This window comes from Vibrio sp. A37 (assembly GCF_059777565.1).
Window position 1 is genome coordinate 310,505 of sequence record NZ_JBLNLI010000001.1, and the last position, 20,708, is coordinate 331,212.

The window sequence follows — 20,708 nt, forward strand, 5'->3', positions numbered from 1 at the left end:
CTCCTTTTGTCGATAATATAAATACCGCTAAGATAGTGTAGACCAAGACCATCTGAAGATCCGCTAAAAAAAGAGGATGTTTGATCTTACGCAATTAGTTGATCATGAAGAGCATACTTTTGCAAAATAAAATAGATATTCATTCACTTTTTAATAAGATCAATAAGCTAGCTGAAAGTGTAATAATGCTAATCATAAATTAGCAAGTTATTTGTATGACAAATTAAACAAAAAAGTTATAAAAATAAGGTTATTAGATCAAAATGTAAGTCATACTTTTGTTACAAGTTTCGCCATGTTTTATCGGGAGAAATACGCTAATGTTTTGTGTTTATTGCTGTTTTTTCTTTTTGAAATTTTAAGCACTTTGAAAAAGAAAATTTCAGGTCAAATTTTTGTGATTTTCTTTCCTAAAATCGGAAATTAACTGACCATCTTTAATGGTAATTATTCGATCAGTTCTGCTTGCTAACTCCGTATCATGAGTCACTAATATAATGGTTCGCCCTTCTTGGTGTAATTGATTAAATACCTGCTCAATTTCAGAGCCAGATACAGAATCTAAAGCGCCCGTTGGTTCATCAGCAAGGATAATTTGTGGGTCGTTGACAAGTGCTCTTGCGATGGCAACGCGTTGCTTTTGTCCTCCCGATAACTGATTAGGTTTATGACTCAATCTATCACTTAATCCTACAAGCTCTAGAAGCTTGCTTGCCCTTTGTTTTCGTACCTTACTTTTAATGCCACTATATAAAAGTGGAAGTGCGACATTTTCTAAAGCTGTCGCGTATTCAAGCAAGTTGAAACTTTGGAAGACAAAACCAATCTTTTTATTTCTGATACCCGCCAGTTGATTGGCTGATAGTTGAGAAACATCCTCGCCTTGCAACATGTACTGGCCGTGAGTTGGATTATCTAGACATCCTAATATGTTCATTAGCGTCGACTTTCCGGAGCCAGACGGTCCGAGAATAGACATATATTCGCCAGAATGAATCGATACATTAATATTGTGTAGTGCTTTCACTTCAAGATCGCCGTTCGAATAATATTTGCAGATATTATTTAAACTTACTAACGTGTTATTTTTCTTCATAATTAGGTAATTTGTTTTCTCTGATTATTCACTTTGAAGTGCTTGTTGTGGCGTGATCTTTGAAGCTCGATGTGCCGGTAGCCAAGCAGCAGCTACGCCAACAGTGATAAGGGATAAAATAACGATTGCCAAGACGGATAAGGATAATATGGGCATAGGTTTTCCTAAGGACTCATATATCTGGTTTCCCGTGAGGTTAATTTCATTGAGACATTGGATGGCCAAATAAGTGATCCCTAATCCGAAGCTGCCACCAATTGCCATGGTGAAAAGTGATTGAATGACGTAGTGCATGCGAATAGATTGAGGTGTGGCACCAATTGCTAAACGTACGCCGATGTCTTTGGTTGAGCGCTTAACCATAGCGTACATAACATTTGCAATACCCACCCCTGCGACGGCCAAAGTAATAAATCCGATAATGCCAAGAAAACTTTGTAAGCCAAGTAGAAAGTGCTGCATCTTTTTTTGTGTCTTTAGCATATCTTGGCTCTGAAAAGCCTGTGTGTCTTCTGGGCTGGTGCCGTGATTTAAAGCCAATATATCAGTTGCAGTTTTAACGAGTTGAGATCGATTAATATGTGGGGTTGGCAGTAGGTTTATCGCAGTAATTGCTTTGTTTTTATTGTAGATCTGCCAAGTTGAAAGTGGTATGAAGCTGGCATAGTTAATAGGATCCCCACTTTCTACTCTAGAGTTATTCTTGTCCAAAACACCGACAACGGTAAAGTCCACGTTGCCAAGCTTAACCTTTTTTCCAACGGGATTCGATTGCAGCTCTATTGGCTTAAACCAGCTGTGGCTATTTGAAGGGGGATTAAACAATCGGGCGGCCACGTCATATCCAAGTACAATAACACGACGCTGATTTTTGGCATCGAGTGGGTCTAGCCATCTGCCCTTGGCAAGAACGTGTAAATGTGTTGCTTGCTTGTAGTCTACTGTGACAGCGATAGGTGCATGCCATGACTTCTGGTTATTATAGTTAACAGGGTCGTTCCATCGCGCAGTGGGCAATGCGAGCTTAACTTGTGGCAGAGCCTGCAGAGATTTGGCGTCTGAGGTTGTCAGTTTTAATTTTTGGCCAAGGGTGACTGACCCAGTGTTAATGCTGGCTCTCCCTGAAGTGATGTAGATAAGGTTACCATTTCCGCTTTCGCTGATATTTAGCAAGCTCACTCGAATACCTTCACCTACCGACAACATCGCAGAAATACATAGCGTTGCCCAAGCGACGGCAAATATCGTCAAAGCTAACCGTAGCTTCTCAGCTGACATCTCTTGGTATATGTGTCTCAATGAAATGGTCATAGGTCAGGCTCTAGATTGTAGTGCTATCACAGGCTTCAACAAAGAAGCCTTTTTGGCTGGCACCCAAGATGCTAAAAGCGCAAGCGCAAAAGAAATGCCTAAGCTAATTAGGATTGAGGTATACGTGATGACAGGTGTGCCTAACCAGTTGGGCAACGTAATATTTTGTAAAATAGAGACAGTTACCCAAGCCAAAAATAGCCCGAATAATGCGCCGACGATGACTAAAACTATGCCTTCAGCTAAAAATTGTCTTCGTATTGAATATCTCGTTGCTCCAACGGCTAAACGAACGCCAATTTCTCGAGTACGTTCAGTGACAGATAAGAACATGATGTTGGCGACGCCCAACGAACCGACAGCGAGAGTCATGGCACCGCTCGCGGCTAAGAAAATCTGAATACTCTTTAATACCGATTTTAATAGCTCGGCTCCACCACTAAGGTCGGGTAAGTAGATCGCATTGCGGTCATTTGGAGAGTAATGCAACGTGTTTGCAAAGTACTGAGAAATTTCTTTTCTAAGCTGATCTGGGCTTACGTTGTTAGCGGGCTTTACAATGAGAAAGCTCGGTTCTTTTTCCCAGATGTCTTTAAATGTACTGGTTGGTATATCCACGGCTTGCTGTGCGCCACCAAAGCTTACTTGTGTATTGCCTCCGTCGATAATTCCGACCACAGTAAATGGGATTTCGTTGATATAAGCTTGTTGCCCAATCTTTATTCCGCTTGATTTGGCCAACCGCCAACCTAAGATAGCGACATGGGAGTGGTTATGGATATCGAGCGTTGAAATATTGCGTGATCCTTGAATCAATTGAAGAGAATTGAATGATAGGTAGTTCTGATCAACACCGGCTACAAATGAGGATAATAGTTGACCTTTTTTATTGGTAACAGATGCTTTATCAAAATGGTAAATAGGGGATACGGCTTTTACTAAAGCTGAATGCTCGAGCTGTTGAATTCTTTCGTTGGTATAGTGAATCGCTCGTTTAGGTGGTAGACCTTGCCATGCAACACTCGTGCTTCCTGGTACAACAAACTGAGACTGATTAAGCATTATCGCAAATGAGGCGCTTTGTTTGTTGTAAAATCCGTTGCCAAGGGCAAGAAGGACGACAAATGCAATGACTCCCCACGCGATAGCAACAATCGCTAAGGTACTTTTTAGGCGATATGCCCACAACGTCGTAATAGTTTGCTGAAAAAGCTCTTTCATGACAGCAGAGACACAAGTTTAAACTTGTTCCTTGAGGTTGATAAAAGACTTAGACAATCAACTCTCATTGTCCCCGACCATACTTGCATCGACGAGTTTCTCTCCAAGTTTCACGCCTTTAATCACTTGTACCTTGATACCGTTGCTAATACCTAACTCAACTTTTTGCGCATGATAGCCTCGTTTTGAACTATCTGGGACCAAAACTTGAGGAATATTGCCGTCGAATTGTAGTGCTCGCTCAGGAATAATTAACACGTTATTGGCCTGTTGTAGAGTAATGTTGGCGCTAGCAGAAAAGCCTGAACGAAGCTGAATATTTTTCGGAAACTTCAAGTTATTCGCTTCAACCTCAAACCCGTTGTCGAATGCAGCGGTCAATTCGCTATCTGGCGCATTTAATTTTTCAGACTGAATCGCGACTTTAGCGATGTTCCCGGTGACGTTGGCTTGGGGGTAGGGAGCGATGGTTATGGTTGTTGGCATGCCAGATTTCAATTGCGCTGCATCATGTTCACTGACACTGCCTTTAAATATGAGGTGATTCATATCTGCAATAGACATCATTACTGTCGCTAACTGGCTTGATTCTGTAGAAATAATAGGTTCACCGACTTCTACTTCCAAATCGAGAATCGTGCCGTTTATTGGTGCATAGATAGTCGAGGTTAACTTTTTACTGCCAATACTAGCTTCACCGCTTTGAATAAGCTCTAGGTTCTGTTTTTTCTGTGCGACTTCAGCCTTTTTTGCTTTCAGGTCGGATAGCGCTTGAATATATTTTTCGTAATTCTTAGGAATAACTTCTTGCCTAATTAGGCGCTTAAAATCGTTGACCGATTTCTGTGCGGGTATAAGCGCCGCTTCTGCTTGGACCAACTCAGATGTTGCTGCGGTCAGAGCTTGTGGTGTTGGGTTAGGCAGAATTTTTATTAATGGCTGACCTTTTTTGACCTTTTCGCCAACCTTCGCATAAATTTGACCAACAATACCGTCAATCTGAGATTTTATCGATATGGAGTGAGCAGGCACAATTTTTCCAACGGCGGTCGCCTGAGTGCTGATCGTTCCTTTCTCTACAGTAACGGTCCGCAGTGATTGGTGAGGCTGCTTATGCAGAATGAAATACGCATACATACCTGCAAATACACTGAGTGCAATGAAGGCAACATAGGCTTTGCGTTTATTCATGAAATTGCTTTCCTAAACTCTAATTGCGTTAATTCGGGTTGGGGCAGAAGTATATACTTTAAACACATTTTGGTGAACGGAGTCACAACTTTTAGCTATCAATCGGCTGATTAAATATAGACAGCAGCTTTGCAATTCAGTTGCATTAATTAATCTCACAACTTACATAATGGATTGTTTACATTTGGCATTGTGTTGTGTTTGAGTACGTTAGGTTGGTTTTCAACATAAAATAAACTCGTCGAACTAGGATTGGTAATATGTCGAATTTAAAAGTTGCAGTATTAACCTATAACCTTGCAAACCAAGCTTACTCAAAAACGAAATCAGGTATGAGTAATATTCGTTTATTAGCGCAAGCATTGTTGAGCACAAAAGCAGAGGTTATTGCCGTTGGGACGCAGGAGGGAAATAGCTTCCACAATGCCATGGGGAAAAGCTTAAACGGTTATACGGATATCGGTCGTGAAATTATGCGTACCGCAACTAAGTGGGGTGACATGTTTAACCCAAATGAGCATGGTCAAGGGAGTGTGCAGCTTAGAGTATATGTAAAGTCAAAATATGCGGTCGACACGATAATTTCGAGATCGACTATTGAGGTTATCCATAAAGGGAGTGTGCATCACTCAGAAAAATGCTTTCCGGGCACGCCTTCATGGAATAAGGGAGGAAACTACGCCATTCTAAAGCTGGTTTTAGCTGTACCTCATGGACAAAACCAGTATAAAAAGAAAACGGGATACATTGCCATCTGCAACATTCATTTTGATTCAGCTGAGCAAAATTCTAGAAAGCATGAATACGATAGACTCATTGAAAAAGTATCGTCTTACAACGTTCCACTCTCTGCATTGATCATGGTTGGAGACTTTAACGAGCGTATGAATATAGGTAAATTCCAAGGCGGAAATCAAATTCAAATTGATCTAGCCAAGAGCCGAAAATATTCTGTCATGGACGAATTTGAAGATGTTTCGACGTTTTCAAAAACAATGAATAGCCTCAATAATAACTACAACCAAATCAAAGGAAAGCATGATACTAAAACCTTAAATAAACTTAATTTCCACAACGATCTACAGAATACGACTATTGATGAGTCAAATAACAACAATCCCTATTACCTTTTCCAGAACAAATACAATTCGCAAAAGAGTTCGGTTCAAATACGCCAACGATTGCAACAAAGCTTCCAACAAGTGTTGCCACAATACAGTAATCTGCAATTTGTGCCTCCAAGAAACTTTAACTCCACCTATTTCCCCAAGCTGTCCAAAGTACTGAATCCAAAGTTAGAAAAGAAAAGTGGTAACACAAAAGCAAACTATGGAGTATTGGATCGGGTCGGTTTTATCAGCCATGGTAATTTCTTAGTACCAAGTCGAACTAGATGCGACATCATTACGCAGGGGTTAAATTTTAAATATCGCAAAAATCACGACACGGTTTCGTTTAAAGAGTTTAATCAGTTTGAAAGTGATCATATCCCAGTGATTGGGGTGTTCTGTTTCAATTGGCAAGAGAGGCTAAAAACCGTCCGTCCTCAAGTGTCTACAGGCTACTTTGGCAAAAAAGACTATGGCAAAAAGGTACAGTCTATTCTCTAGCTGATTTGTTTACTGATAATAGCTGTCTAAGGTTGTTTTTATCCACGGTTCTAAATACAGCATAGATATAAAGATGCTAAGGCGATCCAATTCTAAAGGGTCGCCGTTTATCAAATGTGTGTCACTTTTACTGGCGATCGCCGTAATGATACCGACAAGTTCATTCTGGCTGTTGTAAACGCCACCTCCACTCATACCCGCTTTAATTGGAGCATCCATAATGCTGGCAGGGCATATCGTATAGTCGTCGTCATTGATAAAGTTTAGGTCCAAATGGTAGACCCCTTGGCTTGTTAGCACATCACCAAAAAGATCCATCCCAAAGGTGGTGACTTTCTCACCTGTATACACTTGTCCGACGAAGGGAATATCTGTGGAGGAGTTATCTGTTTTTATAATTGCGATATCACAATTGGGATGATAGGAGATGACTTCATCGTATCCGAGTCTTGCAACATGTGCCGCGGTGATACTTAAGTTATTTGACAGTGGGACGCTTGTTCCATTGCCGAAAAACAATATAGGGATGCCAATAAACTCGTAGTCAATATCTGGGTGTTGGTCGGCTTCAAAGGTTGTACCATTGCTTGAAGCGCAGCCACCTAATAGCAACAAACAAGGGAACAATACACAATACCAGTAGTATTTACGCATAGTTAACTCTCTATGGTTGGAACAAACCAAATGGAACTTCGCGACTGTTCCCTACTGCTTGGAAAATTCATTGTTATTTTATTGTTAAATATTAGTGTGTATTTTGTGTTCTTTTACTCATAGAGAAGGATGTGTGGCTAGACTCACATGGGAGATTGCATTGGCTGTGAGCTATATAGCTGAATTACTTGAAAGGGTGAGAGGGCAACAGTATGTACTGTGCCCTTAGTGCCAAAGTGAGTTTGAGATAATTTGCGACTATCAAGACTGCTTTTTTGTATCTCGCGTTGGCTTTAATTTGTTGCTGAAAATTTGCTAGTCTAGGTGTCCGTTTTTATTTGGTCGGGAGTACCAAGGCGATCTCATGTCGGTTATCGAGAAAAGATCGTATTTACGATTTAACATTTGTCCACCGTCTCGCTGCAATGGTAACCAAGAAATATTGGCGCGTTCTCGGCTTGGTCGTACGGTTATGAGATCAAGAGGGATAGAAATGTAGAACCCTTTGGTGAAACTGCCTTCTCCATATTCGTCTGCGGATAAATTTGTTTTGGTGACAAACGCTCCGGCGATCACTCCACTATCAAACTGTTTAGAAAAGTCTAACGTGGCCCCAACGTCTCCAGAAAGATAGCGACCCGCGCTGAGCTTGATTAAAGTATTATCAATCGCTCTCCAGAATTTTGGCTTCCAATAAATCGTGGCGTGGCCTGTGGTAGCGCCAGTTTGGACATTATAATATTGTCCGGTTTGGCTATCATAATGTCTTTCTTGTGAGAAAAGCCCCAGTATTGTCCCGGGATCACGTTGAACCACATAGTTTAAATCTGTTCCTATTGCCCAGTTAGTATTGAGTGGGCGATATAACCATTCTGTCCCAGCACCTGCAAACATGGTTTCCAAATAGCCACCATAGACTTGGCTATATAGTGAATGCCCATAATAGTCAAAATACGTGAGTTGTAAGTTATCGACCCTTAGCGCTTCATCATAATATTGTCTTGCTAGTGTTCGAACGCGTTTTAAATCTGTACCATCCGGTGGAACGGTATAATTAAATTTGTCGTAGTTGTCGAATAAGTTCCCGTAAATCGTACTCGATATTTTCCAATTATTCCCTACGTTGTAGCTAGAGTTAGCATTTACACCAATAGCGTAGAGATAGAAATCCTCAGACCCGCCAAATGATTGTTGTAAAACAGGCGCAACACCAAAATTCCATCTATCATCAGATTCTGCTTTAAGCACTCCTTGAGCTGGTGAAGGGTTTTTGGTTGCACTCGCATCTTGGAATTTTGCGTTAAGATAATCGTTCTCTGCGACTCGGTTCAACATTGCACTGTTGATGGTGGTTTCCGTCATTGGCATATTTTCAGAAGTGTCAATCACGTCTATTGTATTTGTTTCTACACCCGTATTGGCAATCAGGTAGGCAGCTCTTTGGTGAGCTTCATCGATATCACGATACTTAGTCGGGTTACCTTTAAGGGTTACGCTGCTATCTGATTGGTAAAGAGAAGTATTGTTGTATCCCGCTATTTGTTGAATGTCTTTATTTAGTTTGGCCCACTCAGCTGTTGTGAGTTCTTTTTTAGAGGTTTTCGGGGCGTAATCTGGTGCCGGAGTATCAATCCAGTTGTTCGTCAGAGTGGCAAGATTGGTTTGAAGTGAAATCCCAGCGGTAATGGTGTTGCCTCTTTCATAACTTACGCGGAAGTTTGCCCAATCCGTCAGTGAATAGACCAAACCAATATTCCAAGGTGTTGAAGAGGGCATAGATGCATCCCCATTTGTGACTGGGAAATCACTCTGATAGTCATTGCCATCGTATTCAATTTTTAGTTTTAGTGGTTTGATTGGTGTTTGATACTCAACCCCTCCAAAAATAGCACTGCAACCGGTAAACATTCTATTGAGATCGACGCTGCCACCATTCCCTGAATAGCTAGTATTGCGACCACAATCAGTAGAATTGGACTTGGAGCCCGAAAGGTTGGCGCTATTTCCTATGTAACCCCAACCAACTCCTAGGGCAAAATCAAAATTGTCATAATACTTATTTGCTACGATGTACTCTCCGTCAAAGAGTCCAGTGCCACCAATGTCTCTTGCTCCTATCGAAATCTTGGGAAACCAATAACTTTCATCAACCACGCTTATTTTTATGTCTAAAGACTTATCGGTATAGTCGCTGTCGCCACTAAAGCCTGAGTCGTTGCTATATAAAACGTCATGTACCTGGGTGTAGCGAACAGTCGTTTCAAGCCAAGTGAACAATTGTAGAGAAGCTGTGTAATGAGTGTACTCACTATTCGTTGTTGCGTTGATAGTGAATTCTCCATCTGGTTGCATTCTCGCGGTAGGCATTTGCATTAAACCAACGCCACCAAAGTCTGATTGAGAATATTCTTTCATCGAGTGATTGGTATCGTCAGCCAGTACCGCTGTTGCAAGAGAAAGAGTGACAAGGCAAAACAGCAATCGTGAGGTTTTTGTTATTAGGTTCAATTTGTTATTCATTTGAAAATACTATTGCTTAAGAATTGCACGATGATTCTGTTGAGATCTTGGTCAGCTTGATTATGTTTCAGGTTGACGTCATGAACGTTGAAAGGGATGTATAGAATAGCGCCAGGCGCAACATTAAAAGGTTCTTTATTCCAATATCCAATCGCAGGATGATACACTTTTCCATCAGGTTGAATCACCCAGACATGCCCCAGTGTTTTATCTAATGGGTTCACTTGGTTTAAGTAATACTCTAGGGGATGACCTGCCTTCCACGTAAGCTTTTTTGAATTAGACACATTTCCTAATACGCTAACAGTAGAAAGTTTTTTGTTAAGAACTAACAAAAAAGCGCCTTCAAGCCGAGGGTTATTCGCAGTATCTAGACGGGTAAAGTCGGGATCAATAGAGCCGGAAAATCGCTCATAAGCTACGATGCCCTTTATTTGCTTTTCCAGCGTTGACCATGGTTTGCTGTGCTGGTTACTTGATAACGATATTTGTGTCTCTATTTCTTTTATTAAGGTTTCTTTCTGTGAAGGTGACGGTTTTTCTTTATATAAGCCCGATAACAGCCAGTCAAAGTCTTGTGTACTATATTGAGCGTTCACTAACGCTGCTAAAACGACTTCGTCTAGCCTTGGTTTATTCTCGAATTTGAGTGTAAAAGCTTCGCTGTCATTGATGATGACGTCTACCGTTGTAATTGTTCTGCCGATTGCGGTAGAAGAAAAAGCAACAAAGAAAAAAAATGGCAGGAAAAACCAGTGATTCAATCTCATAACAGCAACTTTGTTTATTTTTTAGAAAATGGTTTGGCGAGAGTTAGAGAAAGAGCAGGCATACTAGGAGCTGGTGTTTGTATGCTTTTAATCACTTCTCCAGAATTAGGGTCCAACCAGTAATTATTCACCATAGCCTGCTTGGCTAAAGGTATAGAGACATATTCAACCACATGTAGCAGGTCTCTGACTTGGTCAAAAATCTTTTGTGGTTCTATTCCGACTATTTCAAAGCGAGAGGAAGCGGGATAATTGATATGGTAGTCCGGACTCCAACTTATCTGATAAGTCCATGTCTTCGGAGTAGTATTTTTATTTAGACCTAGCTCTAAGGGATCGACTTCATTTGAATCGATTGCTTGAAGGTTATATCCAGGTAAATTTATCGTTTTGGTTATTCGGCCAGATTGAGTAACGATAAGTTCTTTATCAGCAGATATCCACTTAAGTGAGCTTGTTTCACCATTACTTTTTTCTGCCCAAGCCAAAATAAGAAGCGCTTCTGGGCCTCCTTCTTTACTAACAATCAAGCTTGCATAAGGTATTTCCTTTACTTGCTGTGGTGTAATTTCAGGGTTGGTAGGGCCATTAAAAGCCAAAGAAATAGAGTCTGATAGATCTTGTGTATTTTGTGTACACCCAAGGCTTATCAGAAGAAAGCCGAAACAACAGCTACGGGATAAAAGATTCATATGGCTACAACTATGAATAATACTAAAGAAGCAGCTAAACAATATTAGCTGCTTTTATTTTGGTAGTGAGATTATTGTGCGGCAGTAACGGTTGTACTTGAACCCGAACCTGTATTACTGGCGGCAACAACGGCTCCGGCGACAGCAACACCTGTTACTGTGACAGCGGTGGGTGATATTGTGCCTACTGCTGCAGTCGCAGCAGTATTGCTGCCGGCGGCAGAACCAGATGCAGTTGTTGCAGATTGAGCGGTAGTAGAAGGTGGTGGGGTAGCTGTTGTGGATGTATCAGCGAATGCAGAAGAGCAAAGACCTATAGATACTAAAAGCGCTGCAATTAATTTGTTCATACATTTACTCCATTAAACCGAATGGTATTCCATATTTCTTTTGAGCTGATTAATTTCAGGACAAGAATACACTAAGCGTATATGTAAAATTTACCGTTGTAAATACGTAATTTCTGTTATGCGTATTTTGTTATTGTCTAAAACTGATTAATCAAAATATCCCATGAAATTTTTTGATTAAATTGTCAATAATTACTGGCTAAGTAGTATAATAATTAATCATTCGTTGGTACTAAATCGAACAATTAACTTGCGTTAAGAACGTGTTTGTTAAAATTATGTTTAATGTCAATAAGGATTAAATATAATGCTTTATTTTATTAATATTTGTAGTTGACAGATTAAATTTAGATTTATATAGTTCACCCAAATTAAAGTATATTGCTCGGTAACTTGATTTTTTATTTTCTGGTTACTGGAAATTAAGTTTTATAGTAAATGGATTACAGCTTAAAAGGTTTAAGGAAAAGACGCCTTCTTTATCTTGTTTTATTATCTTTTCCTTTTTTAACAACGGGATGCTCATACAGCCCTCGTCAAGTAAATGCATCTATTCCATTAATTAGTAATCAATCATATAGTAGCTTTAAATCCAAGGTTGATGAGAAATACTGGAAGATACTCGATAGTGGAAGACCTTCAATAATATATGCTAATGGTATTAAGTATCATGCTGGGTCTACATATACATCTGCTCAAGGGTTATTGTGCCGATTTCTTACGCCGATAATAAGTGATTCTGTTACTCGTAAAACAGAAGCTGTTACATGTCAGGTTCCGAGCAAAAAAGTTAATTCTCCTGAGGTAAGCCAAAAGCCTTGGCTTTTGGCTAATCGGTTGATGGATTAGTAATAAGTGTTCGCATGGATTCGAAAGTTGTAATTAGATTACTCTGTATTCTCTGTTTTATTTCCAAAAGTGCCTACTCTTTGGATATTAGTGGTTCCGATTATTTAGCGGTTAATACACCAAATGTGTATAGCAAGCATAGTGACAGCCCTAATACAGAAAATAACGCCACCCCCAATCAACTGCTCGAAAGCAACACATATACAAAACTAAATCGTAATAACTTGTTGTTGCCGGGAGAATCAAACGTAAAAACACTTTTGCCTTCCTCAGGTGAAGATCTTCCTCCACCGTATGGTGCCAATTTGTTTGCTGGTGGCTACGAATCAGAGCGCGTCAGTGGACTGAATGAAGATTACCTCATTGCATCTGGCGATAAGATTAATATCTGGATATGGGGTGCAGCCAATTTTTCGAGTGTGGTCACCGTTGATAACCAAGGGAACATTTTCATCCCAGAAATTGGTCCAATTTCGGTTTTAAATGTTCCAGCAAGCCAAGTTAATCGAGTGGTTACTGCGAAAATCAGAAACGTTTACACGAAAAATATCCACGTCTATGTGAATTTGCTGACAGCTACACCGATTAGCATTTACTTATCTGGGCCAGTAATTCGTCCGGGACAATACGCGGGAATGACCTCAGATAGCGTATTGTATTTTCTGAAACGAGCTGGTGGTATCGATCCTGTTAGAGGCAGTTACCGCAAAATAGATGTGATACGAAAAGGAAAAACAATTGAGTCGATAGACCTGTACAACTTCATTCAAACCGGCTCAATTCCTCGATTTGCTTTTAAAGATGGGGATACAATTCTAGTCCGTCCGCAAGCAGCTGCAATTAGCGTTGCTGGAGATGTTCGAAATCCATTTAGGTTTGAGTTAGTCGGCCAAAGTATGTCTGGCCAAGAACTAGTCAAACTCGCTAGACCCCTTACCAAGGTGAGCCATGTCGCGGTAAAAGGCACTCGTAAAGAAGGGCCGATTTCCCTGTACATGACCTTCAATGAGTTTCTATCATTTAAGCTCAATGATGGCGACAAAGTTATATTTAATGACGATCTTCATCCTCAAGTCATCGACGTTCAAGTGTCTGGCAGTTATCTAGGGCCTTCATATTTTGCTGTTAAAAACACAACCAAATTACATGATGTACTCAATTACATTCCGATTGATCCCAAGCTCGCGAATTATAGCGCCATTTACATATTGCGAAAAAGTGTCGCGAAGCAGCAAAAAGAAATGATCGACGCTTCACTAAATCGTTTGGAGCGAAGCATGTTTACAGCGCCAGTCTCAACGGATGGTGAAGCAACGATCAGAGCAAAAGAAGCTGAACTTGTCTTGGCTTTCACTGAACGAGCGAGAAAAGTAAAGCCATTAGGCAAAGTTATCGTCTCTGATAAAGGTAAAGTTGCGAATATATTGCTCGAAGAGGGAGACACGATTGTCATACCGCGCTTGACCGATTTGGTGCAAGTTGGTGGAGAAGTGCTGATGCCACAAGCAGTAGTATTCAATCCAAACGCAACAGTAGACGACTATATAGCGTGGGCTGGTGGATTTAGTGAAAGGGCCGATGACAAACACATCGCAATCGTTAAAGCGAACGGTTTAGTCGAATTCAATGACTATAAGCATATTCAAGCAGGCGATGAGATTCTTGTCTTGCCGAAAGTTGACGTGAAAATTATGCAGGCAGTTAAGGATATCACTCAAATCATCTATCAAATTGCTGTTGCAGCGAATGTGGCAACAAATTAAGTGGTTGGCTGATGGAGAAACAGCATGGCTAACGTACTTAGGCGTTCGGTGTTCACGATATGGAAAGATGTCGTATTTGCCATTTTCCTGCGGGAAATTAAAAGTAAATCCAACGATAAGTTGGGGGTGATGTGGTCGGTAATATCTCCTCTAAGCTTCATTTTCCTTTTGTCTTATATCAGGGGGAAAATGGATGGCGGAGAAACACACGGCGTACCCACATTCTTTTTTATGGTGTATGGCATGTTGTTGGTGCAGCTATTTCTTTCTGTCACTGAGGCGGTATCTAGGTCGATCAGTAAAAACAAGCCACTTTATGCATTTCGCCAAGTGCAGCCAATTAGCTCCATTATTGCAGTGGCTGGCTTTGAATTATTGGTGAAGATTTTTGTTTTGGTTTTGATAGCGGTTTTATGCTTCTTTTTGAACATTACGATTCATATTGATGATCCCATTGAGGTTATTTTCAATATTGTCAGGCTTTGGTTGCTGGCGACGAGCCTAGGAACTCTTCTTGCTTTATCAAACTGTTATGTGCCTGAAACAGATAAAGTACGCTCCTTGTTAATGAGACCAATGTTTTTTATTTCGGGGATATTTTTTAGCTTGCAGGATATATCTAGAGAATATTGGCATTACTTAACTTGGAATCCAGTACTTCATGCCGTTGAGCTTACACGCTATGCGGCGTATCAACAGTATGGTGACGCAGGAGTCAGTAACGAATATTTGAATTTATGCGTGTTGTTTTTTGTTTTTTTTGCTGCCGCAACTTACCACATCGGTTGGCGACAAGCGATAAGTCGATGAGTTTCTAATCGATGTTAGATACAGTAAGAGTTGTAGTATGACGTTAAAATTAGAGCAAAGGTTTCAAGCGTTTAAAGATTCAGTGACCACTAAACAGATGGATGATATTGAATTTCTGCAAGAAAAGGCCACAGAAATTCAAGAGTCCGATCGTGCGTTGAGTGAGCGAATTTTAAAACGAGTGGCGGCGATAAAAGAGTCCAAAAAAACAGAAAAGCGTTTTCTACAGCTAAAAAGTGACTTATCGAAGCAGCAGTTCGATAGCATAGAGTTCCTAACCGCAAAGTCACAGCAGCTTGAAGCGGCCGATCCTAAATTATCGAAACGCGTTTTAGCTCGTGTAACCAACTTAAAAAAAGCGCAATCGGTCGAGTTAAAGCAAGCTCCAGAGCAGGTAAGCACCTCCAGTAAAGAAAATGTAAAAGTCGCCAATTTTACTGCGCCATGGGTGGAAAAACTGCTGAGCTCTCAGTATACACGCTTCTTGATTCGTTACCCTTTTGTTGCTTTAGTGGTGATTCCTTCGTTGAGCTTTGCCATATACCAATGTTTCTTTGCCAGTGCGAGGTATGAAAGCCAAGCGCAAGTATTAGTGAAGCAGCCTGACGGTATGGCCACTATGGATACATCAATGGCCATATTAAGTGGCTTAGGTGTGAATACCAGTAGCTCCGCTGATCCACAAATTGTCCGAGCATACATCAACTCGAACGATATGCTGGTTTATCTGAATAACACCTTAGACTTGCGCAAGCACTACACCAGTAACGATATTGATATTTTCAGTCGCCTCTCTAAAGATGCGAGTGAAGAAGATTTTCTAGATTACTATCAAAAGCATATTGAAGTTTACATTGATGGCAAGTCGAGTGTCATCCACATCCGAGCCCAAGGCTTTGACGCTAATTTCGCTCATCGACTTACTGAAACTATTGTCAAAAGAGCGGAATGGTTTATTAACTCCATCGGTCACCAGTTGGCTGAAGCTCAGTTAAAGTTCATTAAAAAAGAGCACCTCGTTGTGCAAAACAAATTGGAAGCAGCGCAAAAAAGCTTACTCCAGTTTCAGCAGAAATATAACTTACTTGACCCGACAGCAGAAGGCACAGCGGTACAGCAAATTGCCTACTCGTTGGAAGGGCAAATCTCAGCTAAGGAAGCAGAATTAAAAGGGTTGAAAAGTATCATGAGCGGCATGGCTCCATCTGTCGTGAGAGCCTCAACCGAATTAGATGCTCTAAAAGCTCAGCTAATAAAAGAACGCAAAAAGCTATCTGATGAGAATGGAAAAGCGATTCCTGTCAGTGAAATCCTCGCGAATTTCACTGATCTCAAAGTGAAAATGGAGCTGGCGCTTCAAGCTTATACGGCATCGCAAGTCTCATTAGAAAAATCCAGAATTGAAGCCTATAGGCAGCTCAAATATTTAGTTGTCGTCGAGTCAGCCACCAAACCAGACGATAACAAATATCCCGAAGTTATTTATAACATCGCTCTCTTTATATTGATCATCGCGATTGTCTATTCATTGGGCAAAATAGTGTTTGTGACAATAAAAGAGCTGAAATAAGAACGACTAAAAACATACAACGTCAATAACAATAAGGCTTGATAAACATGAGTATTTATCAAAGAAGAAAAGGAATTATCTTAGCTGGCGGCTCGGGTACTCGCTTATATCCACTGACTAAAGTAGTCAGTAAGCAGTTGATGCCTGTTTACGACAAGCCAATGATTTACTACCCGATTTCAAACTTGATGATGGCTGGGATTAGAGAAATTCTCATTATTTCAACACCATCTGAATTGCCTAGGTTCAAGGAACTACTAGGTGATGGAAGTCGTTGGGGAGTTAACTTTGAATATGTAGTACAGCCAGCACCAGAGGGGTTAGCTCAAGCCTTCACACTGGCTGAAGAGTTTTTAGCGGGATCGTCTGCTGCGTTAGTGCTTGGAGATAACCTCTTCTATGGACACGATTTAGCAAACTCACTGCGTGCTGCCAATGAGCGAGTCAATGGGGCAACCATATTTGGCTACCATGTGCGCAACCCCGAATCTTATGGTGTCGTTGAGTTTGATTATCTTGGCAATGCTATTTCTATTGAAGAAAAACCTAAGTTACCTAAATCCAATTACGCGATTCCTGGCTTGTACTTCTTTGATTCCAAAGTGGTGGAATTTGCAAAAAATGTCGTGCCATCTGCACGCGGTGAGCTAGAGATCACTGATGTTATCAACCAGTACTTAGCTCAAGGCGAACTGAAAGTCGAAATCATGGGGCGAGGAACGGCTTGGCTGGATACCGGTACGCTCGACGATTTATTGGATGCCGCTCTTTATATTCGCGCGATTGAAAAACGTCAGGCTTTGAAAGTGAACTGCCCAGCAGAAGTGGCCTATCGCATGGGATACATCGATGAGCAAGGACTAAAAAACATAGCCGGTCCACTGGAAAAATCAGGCTATGGAAAATACTTGTACGACATACTTGAGCACGAAGTTTATTAGCCTTTTCTTTATAAATGGATGAATAATGAAAATTGTAGATACCCATATCCCCGACGTTAAAGTTTTTGAGCCTCAAGTATTTGGTGACGATCGCGGCTTTTTTATGGAAACGTTTCGCACATCAACTTTTGAACAAGCGGTTGGAGCGAGAAATTTTGTTCAAGAGAATCACAGCAAATCTAATAAAGGTATTTTGCGCGGTTTGCATTATCAGACAGAAAGCACACAAGGTAAGTTAGTCCGTGTGGTGTCGGGTGAGGTTTTTGATGTAGCGGTTGATTTAAGAAAAGATTCGCAAACATTTGGCCAGTGGGTTGGGGTGACTTTATCTGGCGAGAATAAAAAGCAGCTGTGGGTGCCAGAGGGTTTTGCGCATGGATTTTATGTGCTTTCTGAGCAAGCTGAGTTTGTTTATAAGTGCACTGATTACTATCACCCTAACAGTGAGATATCCATTAAATGGGATGATCCGACTTTAGATATAGATTGGCCAATCAGTGATGAAACGAATCTTAGCCTCTCTGTAAAAGATTTAAATGGCATCGCGTTTAATCACGCTCCCATGTTTTAACGTGATGAAAATATACGTATCAGTGGTTTCTCACCGACACCATCACCTGCTAATAAACCTAGGTTCATTAGAGGTGCTTGCTCGTCATCCGAATGTTGAAGTGGTATGTCGGGATAACATTCCGGCTGTGCCTTTAAAAAAGTACTGTGAAAGTAACGGGATACATTACATCGCCAATGATCAGAAAATGGGGTTTGCGGCAAACAATAACGCTAACTTTATGTACTTAGCTCGCAATACAGAGATGTCGGAGAAAGATTATTTTTTATTGTTTAATCCAGACATTTCGATTGATGAACAACACGTAGATAGGCTGGTAGAACATATCGCCCAAGGTGATGCCGAATTTTATGTGCCCAATTTGCTGTTGGATAAAAAAGGCTACATGCAGGATGACAACATTCGAACTTATCCAAAGTTGAGCGATTTCTTCAAAACCTATTTCCTAAATAAGCGTGCCACCATGGTCGATAGGCGTTTGCCGCTTTCTACGGACAACGACTACTGGGCTAGCTGCGCGCTAATGGCGTTAAATGTTGGGCTATACATTGAGAACCTTGGTTTGGATGAGCGGTATTTCTTGTATTGTGAAGACATCGATTTATGTCGCCGACTAAAAAGGAAGAATAAGCATTTTGCTTATTTAAGCGATGTAAAAGCCATTCACTATCGAAGAAGGGATAGTAAGCGCTTTTTAAGTGCTTATTTCTGGTGGCATGTCTCCAGTGTATTCAAATATTGCTTTTTCAGGAAAAAAGATCGGCCATACAAATCTCGCCTAGAGAGCTTATATCAAACAAAAGAAGAGTATGCCTCTTATAAGCTTATGGCGAAGTAGGTTAATTATATGAATGACTTAGGCATTGACATTGTTCTCGCAACTTATAATGGCGAAAAGTATCTTCGAGAGCAGATACAGTCCATTCAAAGTAATCATCTATACGATAAATTAATTAACCGGGTGATTATCGTCGATGATAAGTCTTCAGATTCGACTATTGAAATAGTTAAAGATATCGCAGTGCACGACAAGAAAATCGCCTTATACACTAATGAAAAGAACGTTGGTGTTATTGCTAACTTCCAGAAAGGACTAGAGCTCACGGTTTCGCAATATATTATGCTATGCGATCAGGACGATATATGGGAAAAGACCAAAATAGACAGCAGCTATCAAAGCCTGCTGAATTTGGAAGCAGGGGCGACAAACACTCCTTGTCTCGTTTTTAGCGATAAAAAAATTGTCGATCAAAGTTTGAATACTTTGAGTGATAGCTATTTTTGTCTAAAAGAGATACCGATTAATTGGGCTGATACGTTTAGCGATTTGTTGCAACAAAATGTCGTTTCTGGGTGCACGATGTTGTTTAATCGAGCACTGCTGAAAAAGTCTTTGCCTATTTCAAGTCAAGCCTACATGCATGATTGGTGGATAGCGTTAGTAGCAAGAAAAACAGGCAAGATAGAGCTTATTCAACAGCCGCTAGTACAATACCGCCAGCATGGCGCCAATACGATTGGAGCAAGCAAGAAAACTACGTTATCACAAGTTTTAAAACTTCATAAAAGCCTTTCATCATTTGAACAAAGCTTTAAAAAAATCATCAACCAGACGGCTGCAATTACAACGCATTTAAATATCGATACCAGTTTGGAACCTTGTATCTGTGCATTGCTGGAGTTCAGGTACAACAGCCGAAGGAAAAGACTCCAACTTATCTTAAATAAAGTCATTACTAGAAGCAGTATCAAGGGGCAGTTGGCGTTGGTATTAACGTCACTGAAAATGCCCGTTGAACAAAAGCTGCATTAAATTGTTTTATCTGTCAGTAAAGAATTAGCTAGGAATAAAAATGAAAGTATTAATAACAGGGAAACAGGGACAATTGTCTTGGGAATTGATGAAGACCAAGCCCAAGCATCTTGAGGTCATCAATTTACATCAAGAAGAGCTAGATATTTCTGATGCTGACAGTGTCAATCAAGTGATTTTCTCGATTAAACCTGATTTTGTTGTCAATGCTGCGGCATACACAGCAGTAGACAAAGCCGAAAGTGAAAAAGAGCTTGCTTACGCTGTCAACGACAGGGGGTGCCAACACCTTGCGGTAGCGTGTAAGGAAATTGGCGCAAAGCTGATTCATGTCTCGACAGATTTTGTTTTTAGTGGTGAAAGTTCAACACCTTATGTCGAAACAGATATCGCCTCGCCGTTAAGTGTTTATGGCAAGTCGAAACTCGCTGGCGAAGAAAAAATAACGAATATTTTAGCAGGTGACGCCATCATTGTACGCACCTCTTGGCTCTATTCATGTCACGGAGCCAACTTTGTGAAATCCATGTTGAGCCTATTACAAAACAAGGAACAATTGGGCGTGGTCAGTGACCAAATCGGCTCTCCAACATGGGCAAAAGGTTTAGCTGAAACTATTTGGCACTTAACGGCTTGCTTCGGTGATAGGACAAATAACAAGCAAGCCGACATTATCCACTGGAGCGATTTAGGCGTGGCTTCTTGGTATGACTTTACTAAATCCATTCAAGAGTTGGCCATCCAGAAGTCGCTGATTAACAAGACCATTCCTGTTCGCGCTATCGCAACCAGCGAGTATCCCACTGCAGCACAAAGGCCAAAGTTCAGTGTGCTTAGCACGGCGAAAGCTCAGCAAGAATACGGGCTTGAACCCGCACATTGGCGTGAGCAGCTGTCCGCGATGCTAGATGAAATGGTTGGGTCTAAAGATTTAGTTCGATAGCTAGGAATTACCTGCTTAATAACAATACTAATA

18 protein-coding genes are annotated in these 20,708 nt (G+C 40.8%); 9 read left to right on the forward strand and 9 right to left on the reverse strand.

The window, feature by feature from the left end; translation table 11 throughout:
- Positions 1 to 382: 382 nt before the first annotated feature.
- From ACM2FC_RS01315 to ACM2FC_RS01330, 4 genes are read right to left on the reverse strand one after another with little or no spacing between them, the layout of a single operon-like run.
- Complete coding sequence (locus tag ACM2FC_RS01315; protein ID WP_498479013.1) at positions 383 to 1,096, reverse strand: ABC transporter ATP-binding protein; 714 nt, start codon at positions 1,094 to 1,096, stop codon at positions 383 to 385.
- Between the two features lie 24 nt (positions 1,097 to 1,120).
- Positions 1,121 to 2,407: an ABC transporter permease gene (locus ACM2FC_RS01320; protein WP_498479014.1), complete on the reverse strand. Its 1,287-nt coding sequence runs from the start codon at positions 2,405 to 2,407 to the stop codon at positions 1,121 to 1,123.
- Between the two features lie 3 nt (positions 2,408 to 2,410).
- Positions 2,411 to 3,628 carry an ABC transporter permease gene (locus tag ACM2FC_RS01325; RefSeq protein ID WP_498479015.1) on the reverse strand — a complete coding sequence of 406 codons (1,218 nt, stop codon included), beginning with the start codon at positions 3,626 to 3,628 and terminating at the stop codon, positions 2,411 to 2,413.
- A 57-nt stretch (positions 3,629 to 3,685) separates the two neighbouring features.
- Positions 3,686 to 4,819 carry an efflux RND transporter periplasmic adaptor subunit gene (locus ACM2FC_RS01330; RefSeq protein WP_498479016.1) on the reverse strand — a complete coding sequence of 378 codons (1,134 nt, stop codon included), beginning with the start codon at positions 4,817 to 4,819 and terminating at the stop codon, positions 3,686 to 3,688.
- 260 nt (positions 4,820 to 5,079) lie between these two features.
- Between ACM2FC_RS01330 and ACM2FC_RS01335 the strand changes: the two genes are divergently transcribed.
- Positions 5,080 to 6,429, forward strand: a complete 1,350-nt coding sequence (locus tag ACM2FC_RS01335) for a hypothetical protein (protein WP_498479017.1) — start codon at positions 5,080 to 5,082, stop codon at positions 6,427 to 6,429.
- A 9-nt stretch (positions 6,430 to 6,438) separates the two neighbouring features.
- Here ACM2FC_RS01335 and ACM2FC_RS01340 read toward each other — a convergent pair whose 3' ends face one another.
- The 5 genes from ACM2FC_RS01340 to ACM2FC_RS01360 form a co-directional block, all read right to left on the reverse strand.
- Positions 6,439 to 7,083 carry a S1 family peptidase gene (locus tag ACM2FC_RS01340; RefSeq protein WP_498479018.1) on the reverse strand — a complete coding sequence of 215 codons (645 nt, stop codon included), beginning with the start codon at positions 7,081 to 7,083 and terminating at the stop codon, positions 6,439 to 6,441.
- Positions 7,084 to 7,398: 315 nt separating this feature from the next.
- The gene (locus ACM2FC_RS01345) at positions 7,399 to 9,603 is read right to left on the reverse strand and encodes a YjbH domain-containing protein (protein WP_498479019.1); all 2,205 of its coding nucleotides are present in this window, start codon (positions 9,601 to 9,603) and stop codon (positions 7,399 to 7,401) included.
- Entirely contained in the window at positions 9,600 to 10,373 is a 774-nt protein-coding gene (locus ACM2FC_RS01350) for a capsule biosynthesis GfcC family protein (protein WP_498479020.1), read from the reverse strand. The genes ACM2FC_RS01345 and ACM2FC_RS01350 overlap by 4 nt, the downstream gene beginning before the upstream one ends.
- Positions 10,374 to 10,387: 14 nt before the next feature.
- The gene (locus tag ACM2FC_RS01355; RefSeq protein WP_498479021.1) at positions 10,388 to 11,065 is read right to left on the reverse strand and encodes a YjbF family lipoprotein; all 678 of its coding nucleotides are present in this window, start codon (positions 11,063 to 11,065) and stop codon (positions 10,388 to 10,390) included.
- Positions 11,066 to 11,136: 71 nt separating this feature from the next.
- Positions 11,137 to 11,415, reverse strand: coding sequence for a hypothetical protein (locus ACM2FC_RS01360; protein ID WP_498479022.1), 279 nt, complete (start codon positions 11,413 to 11,415; stop codon positions 11,137 to 11,139).
- A gap of 863 nt (positions 11,416 to 12,278) precedes the next feature.
- Between ACM2FC_RS01360 and ACM2FC_RS01365 the strand changes: the two genes are divergently transcribed.
- The 8 genes from ACM2FC_RS01365 to rfbD are packed head-to-tail and all read left to right on the forward strand — an operon-like array spanning position 12,279 to position 20,675.
- Entirely contained in the window at positions 12,279 to 14,027 is a 1,749-nt protein-coding gene (locus ACM2FC_RS01365; protein ID WP_498479023.1) for a polysaccharide biosynthesis/export family protein, read from the forward strand.
- 24 nt (positions 14,028 to 14,051) lie between these two features.
- On the forward strand, positions 14,052 to 14,837 hold the full coding sequence (locus ACM2FC_RS01370) for an ABC transporter permease (RefSeq protein WP_498479024.1): 786 nt from the start codon (positions 14,052 to 14,054) through the stop codon (positions 14,835 to 14,837).
- A 37-nt stretch (positions 14,838 to 14,874) separates the two neighbouring features.
- Positions 14,875 to 16,407 (forward strand): KpsE/RkpR family capsule polysaccharide export protein, encoded by a 1,533-nt coding sequence (locus ACM2FC_RS01375; protein WP_498479025.1) that lies wholly within the window; start codon positions 14,875 to 14,877, stop codon positions 16,405 to 16,407.
- Between the two features lie 47 nt (positions 16,408 to 16,454).
- Complete coding sequence (gene rfbA / locus ACM2FC_RS01380; RefSeq protein WP_498479026.1) at positions 16,455 to 17,348, forward strand: glucose-1-phosphate thymidylyltransferase RfbA; 894 nt, start codon at positions 16,455 to 16,457, stop codon at positions 17,346 to 17,348.
- A 25-nt stretch (positions 17,349 to 17,373) separates the two neighbouring features.
- The gene (rfbC, locus tag ACM2FC_RS01385) at positions 17,374 to 17,919 is read left to right on the forward strand and encodes a dTDP-4-dehydrorhamnose 3,5-epimerase (protein WP_498479027.1); all 546 of its coding nucleotides are present in this window, start codon (positions 17,374 to 17,376) and stop codon (positions 17,917 to 17,919) included.
- Positions 17,920 to 17,923: 4 nt separating this feature from the next.
- Positions 17,924 to 18,757 carry a glycosyltransferase family 2 protein gene (locus tag ACM2FC_RS01390; protein WP_498479028.1) on the forward strand — a complete coding sequence of 278 codons (834 nt, stop codon included), beginning with the start codon at positions 17,924 to 17,926 and terminating at the stop codon, positions 18,755 to 18,757.
- Positions 18,758 to 18,766: 9 nt separating this feature from the next.
- Entirely contained in the window at positions 18,767 to 19,732 is a 966-nt protein-coding gene (locus tag ACM2FC_RS01395; protein WP_498479029.1) for a glycosyltransferase family 2 protein, read from the forward strand.
- Between the two features lie 40 nt (positions 19,733 to 19,772).
- Entirely contained in the window at positions 19,773 to 20,675 is a 903-nt protein-coding gene (gene rfbD / locus ACM2FC_RS01400) for a dTDP-4-dehydrorhamnose reductase (RefSeq protein WP_498479030.1), read from the forward strand.
- Positions 20,676 to 20,708: the final 33 nt, after the last annotated feature.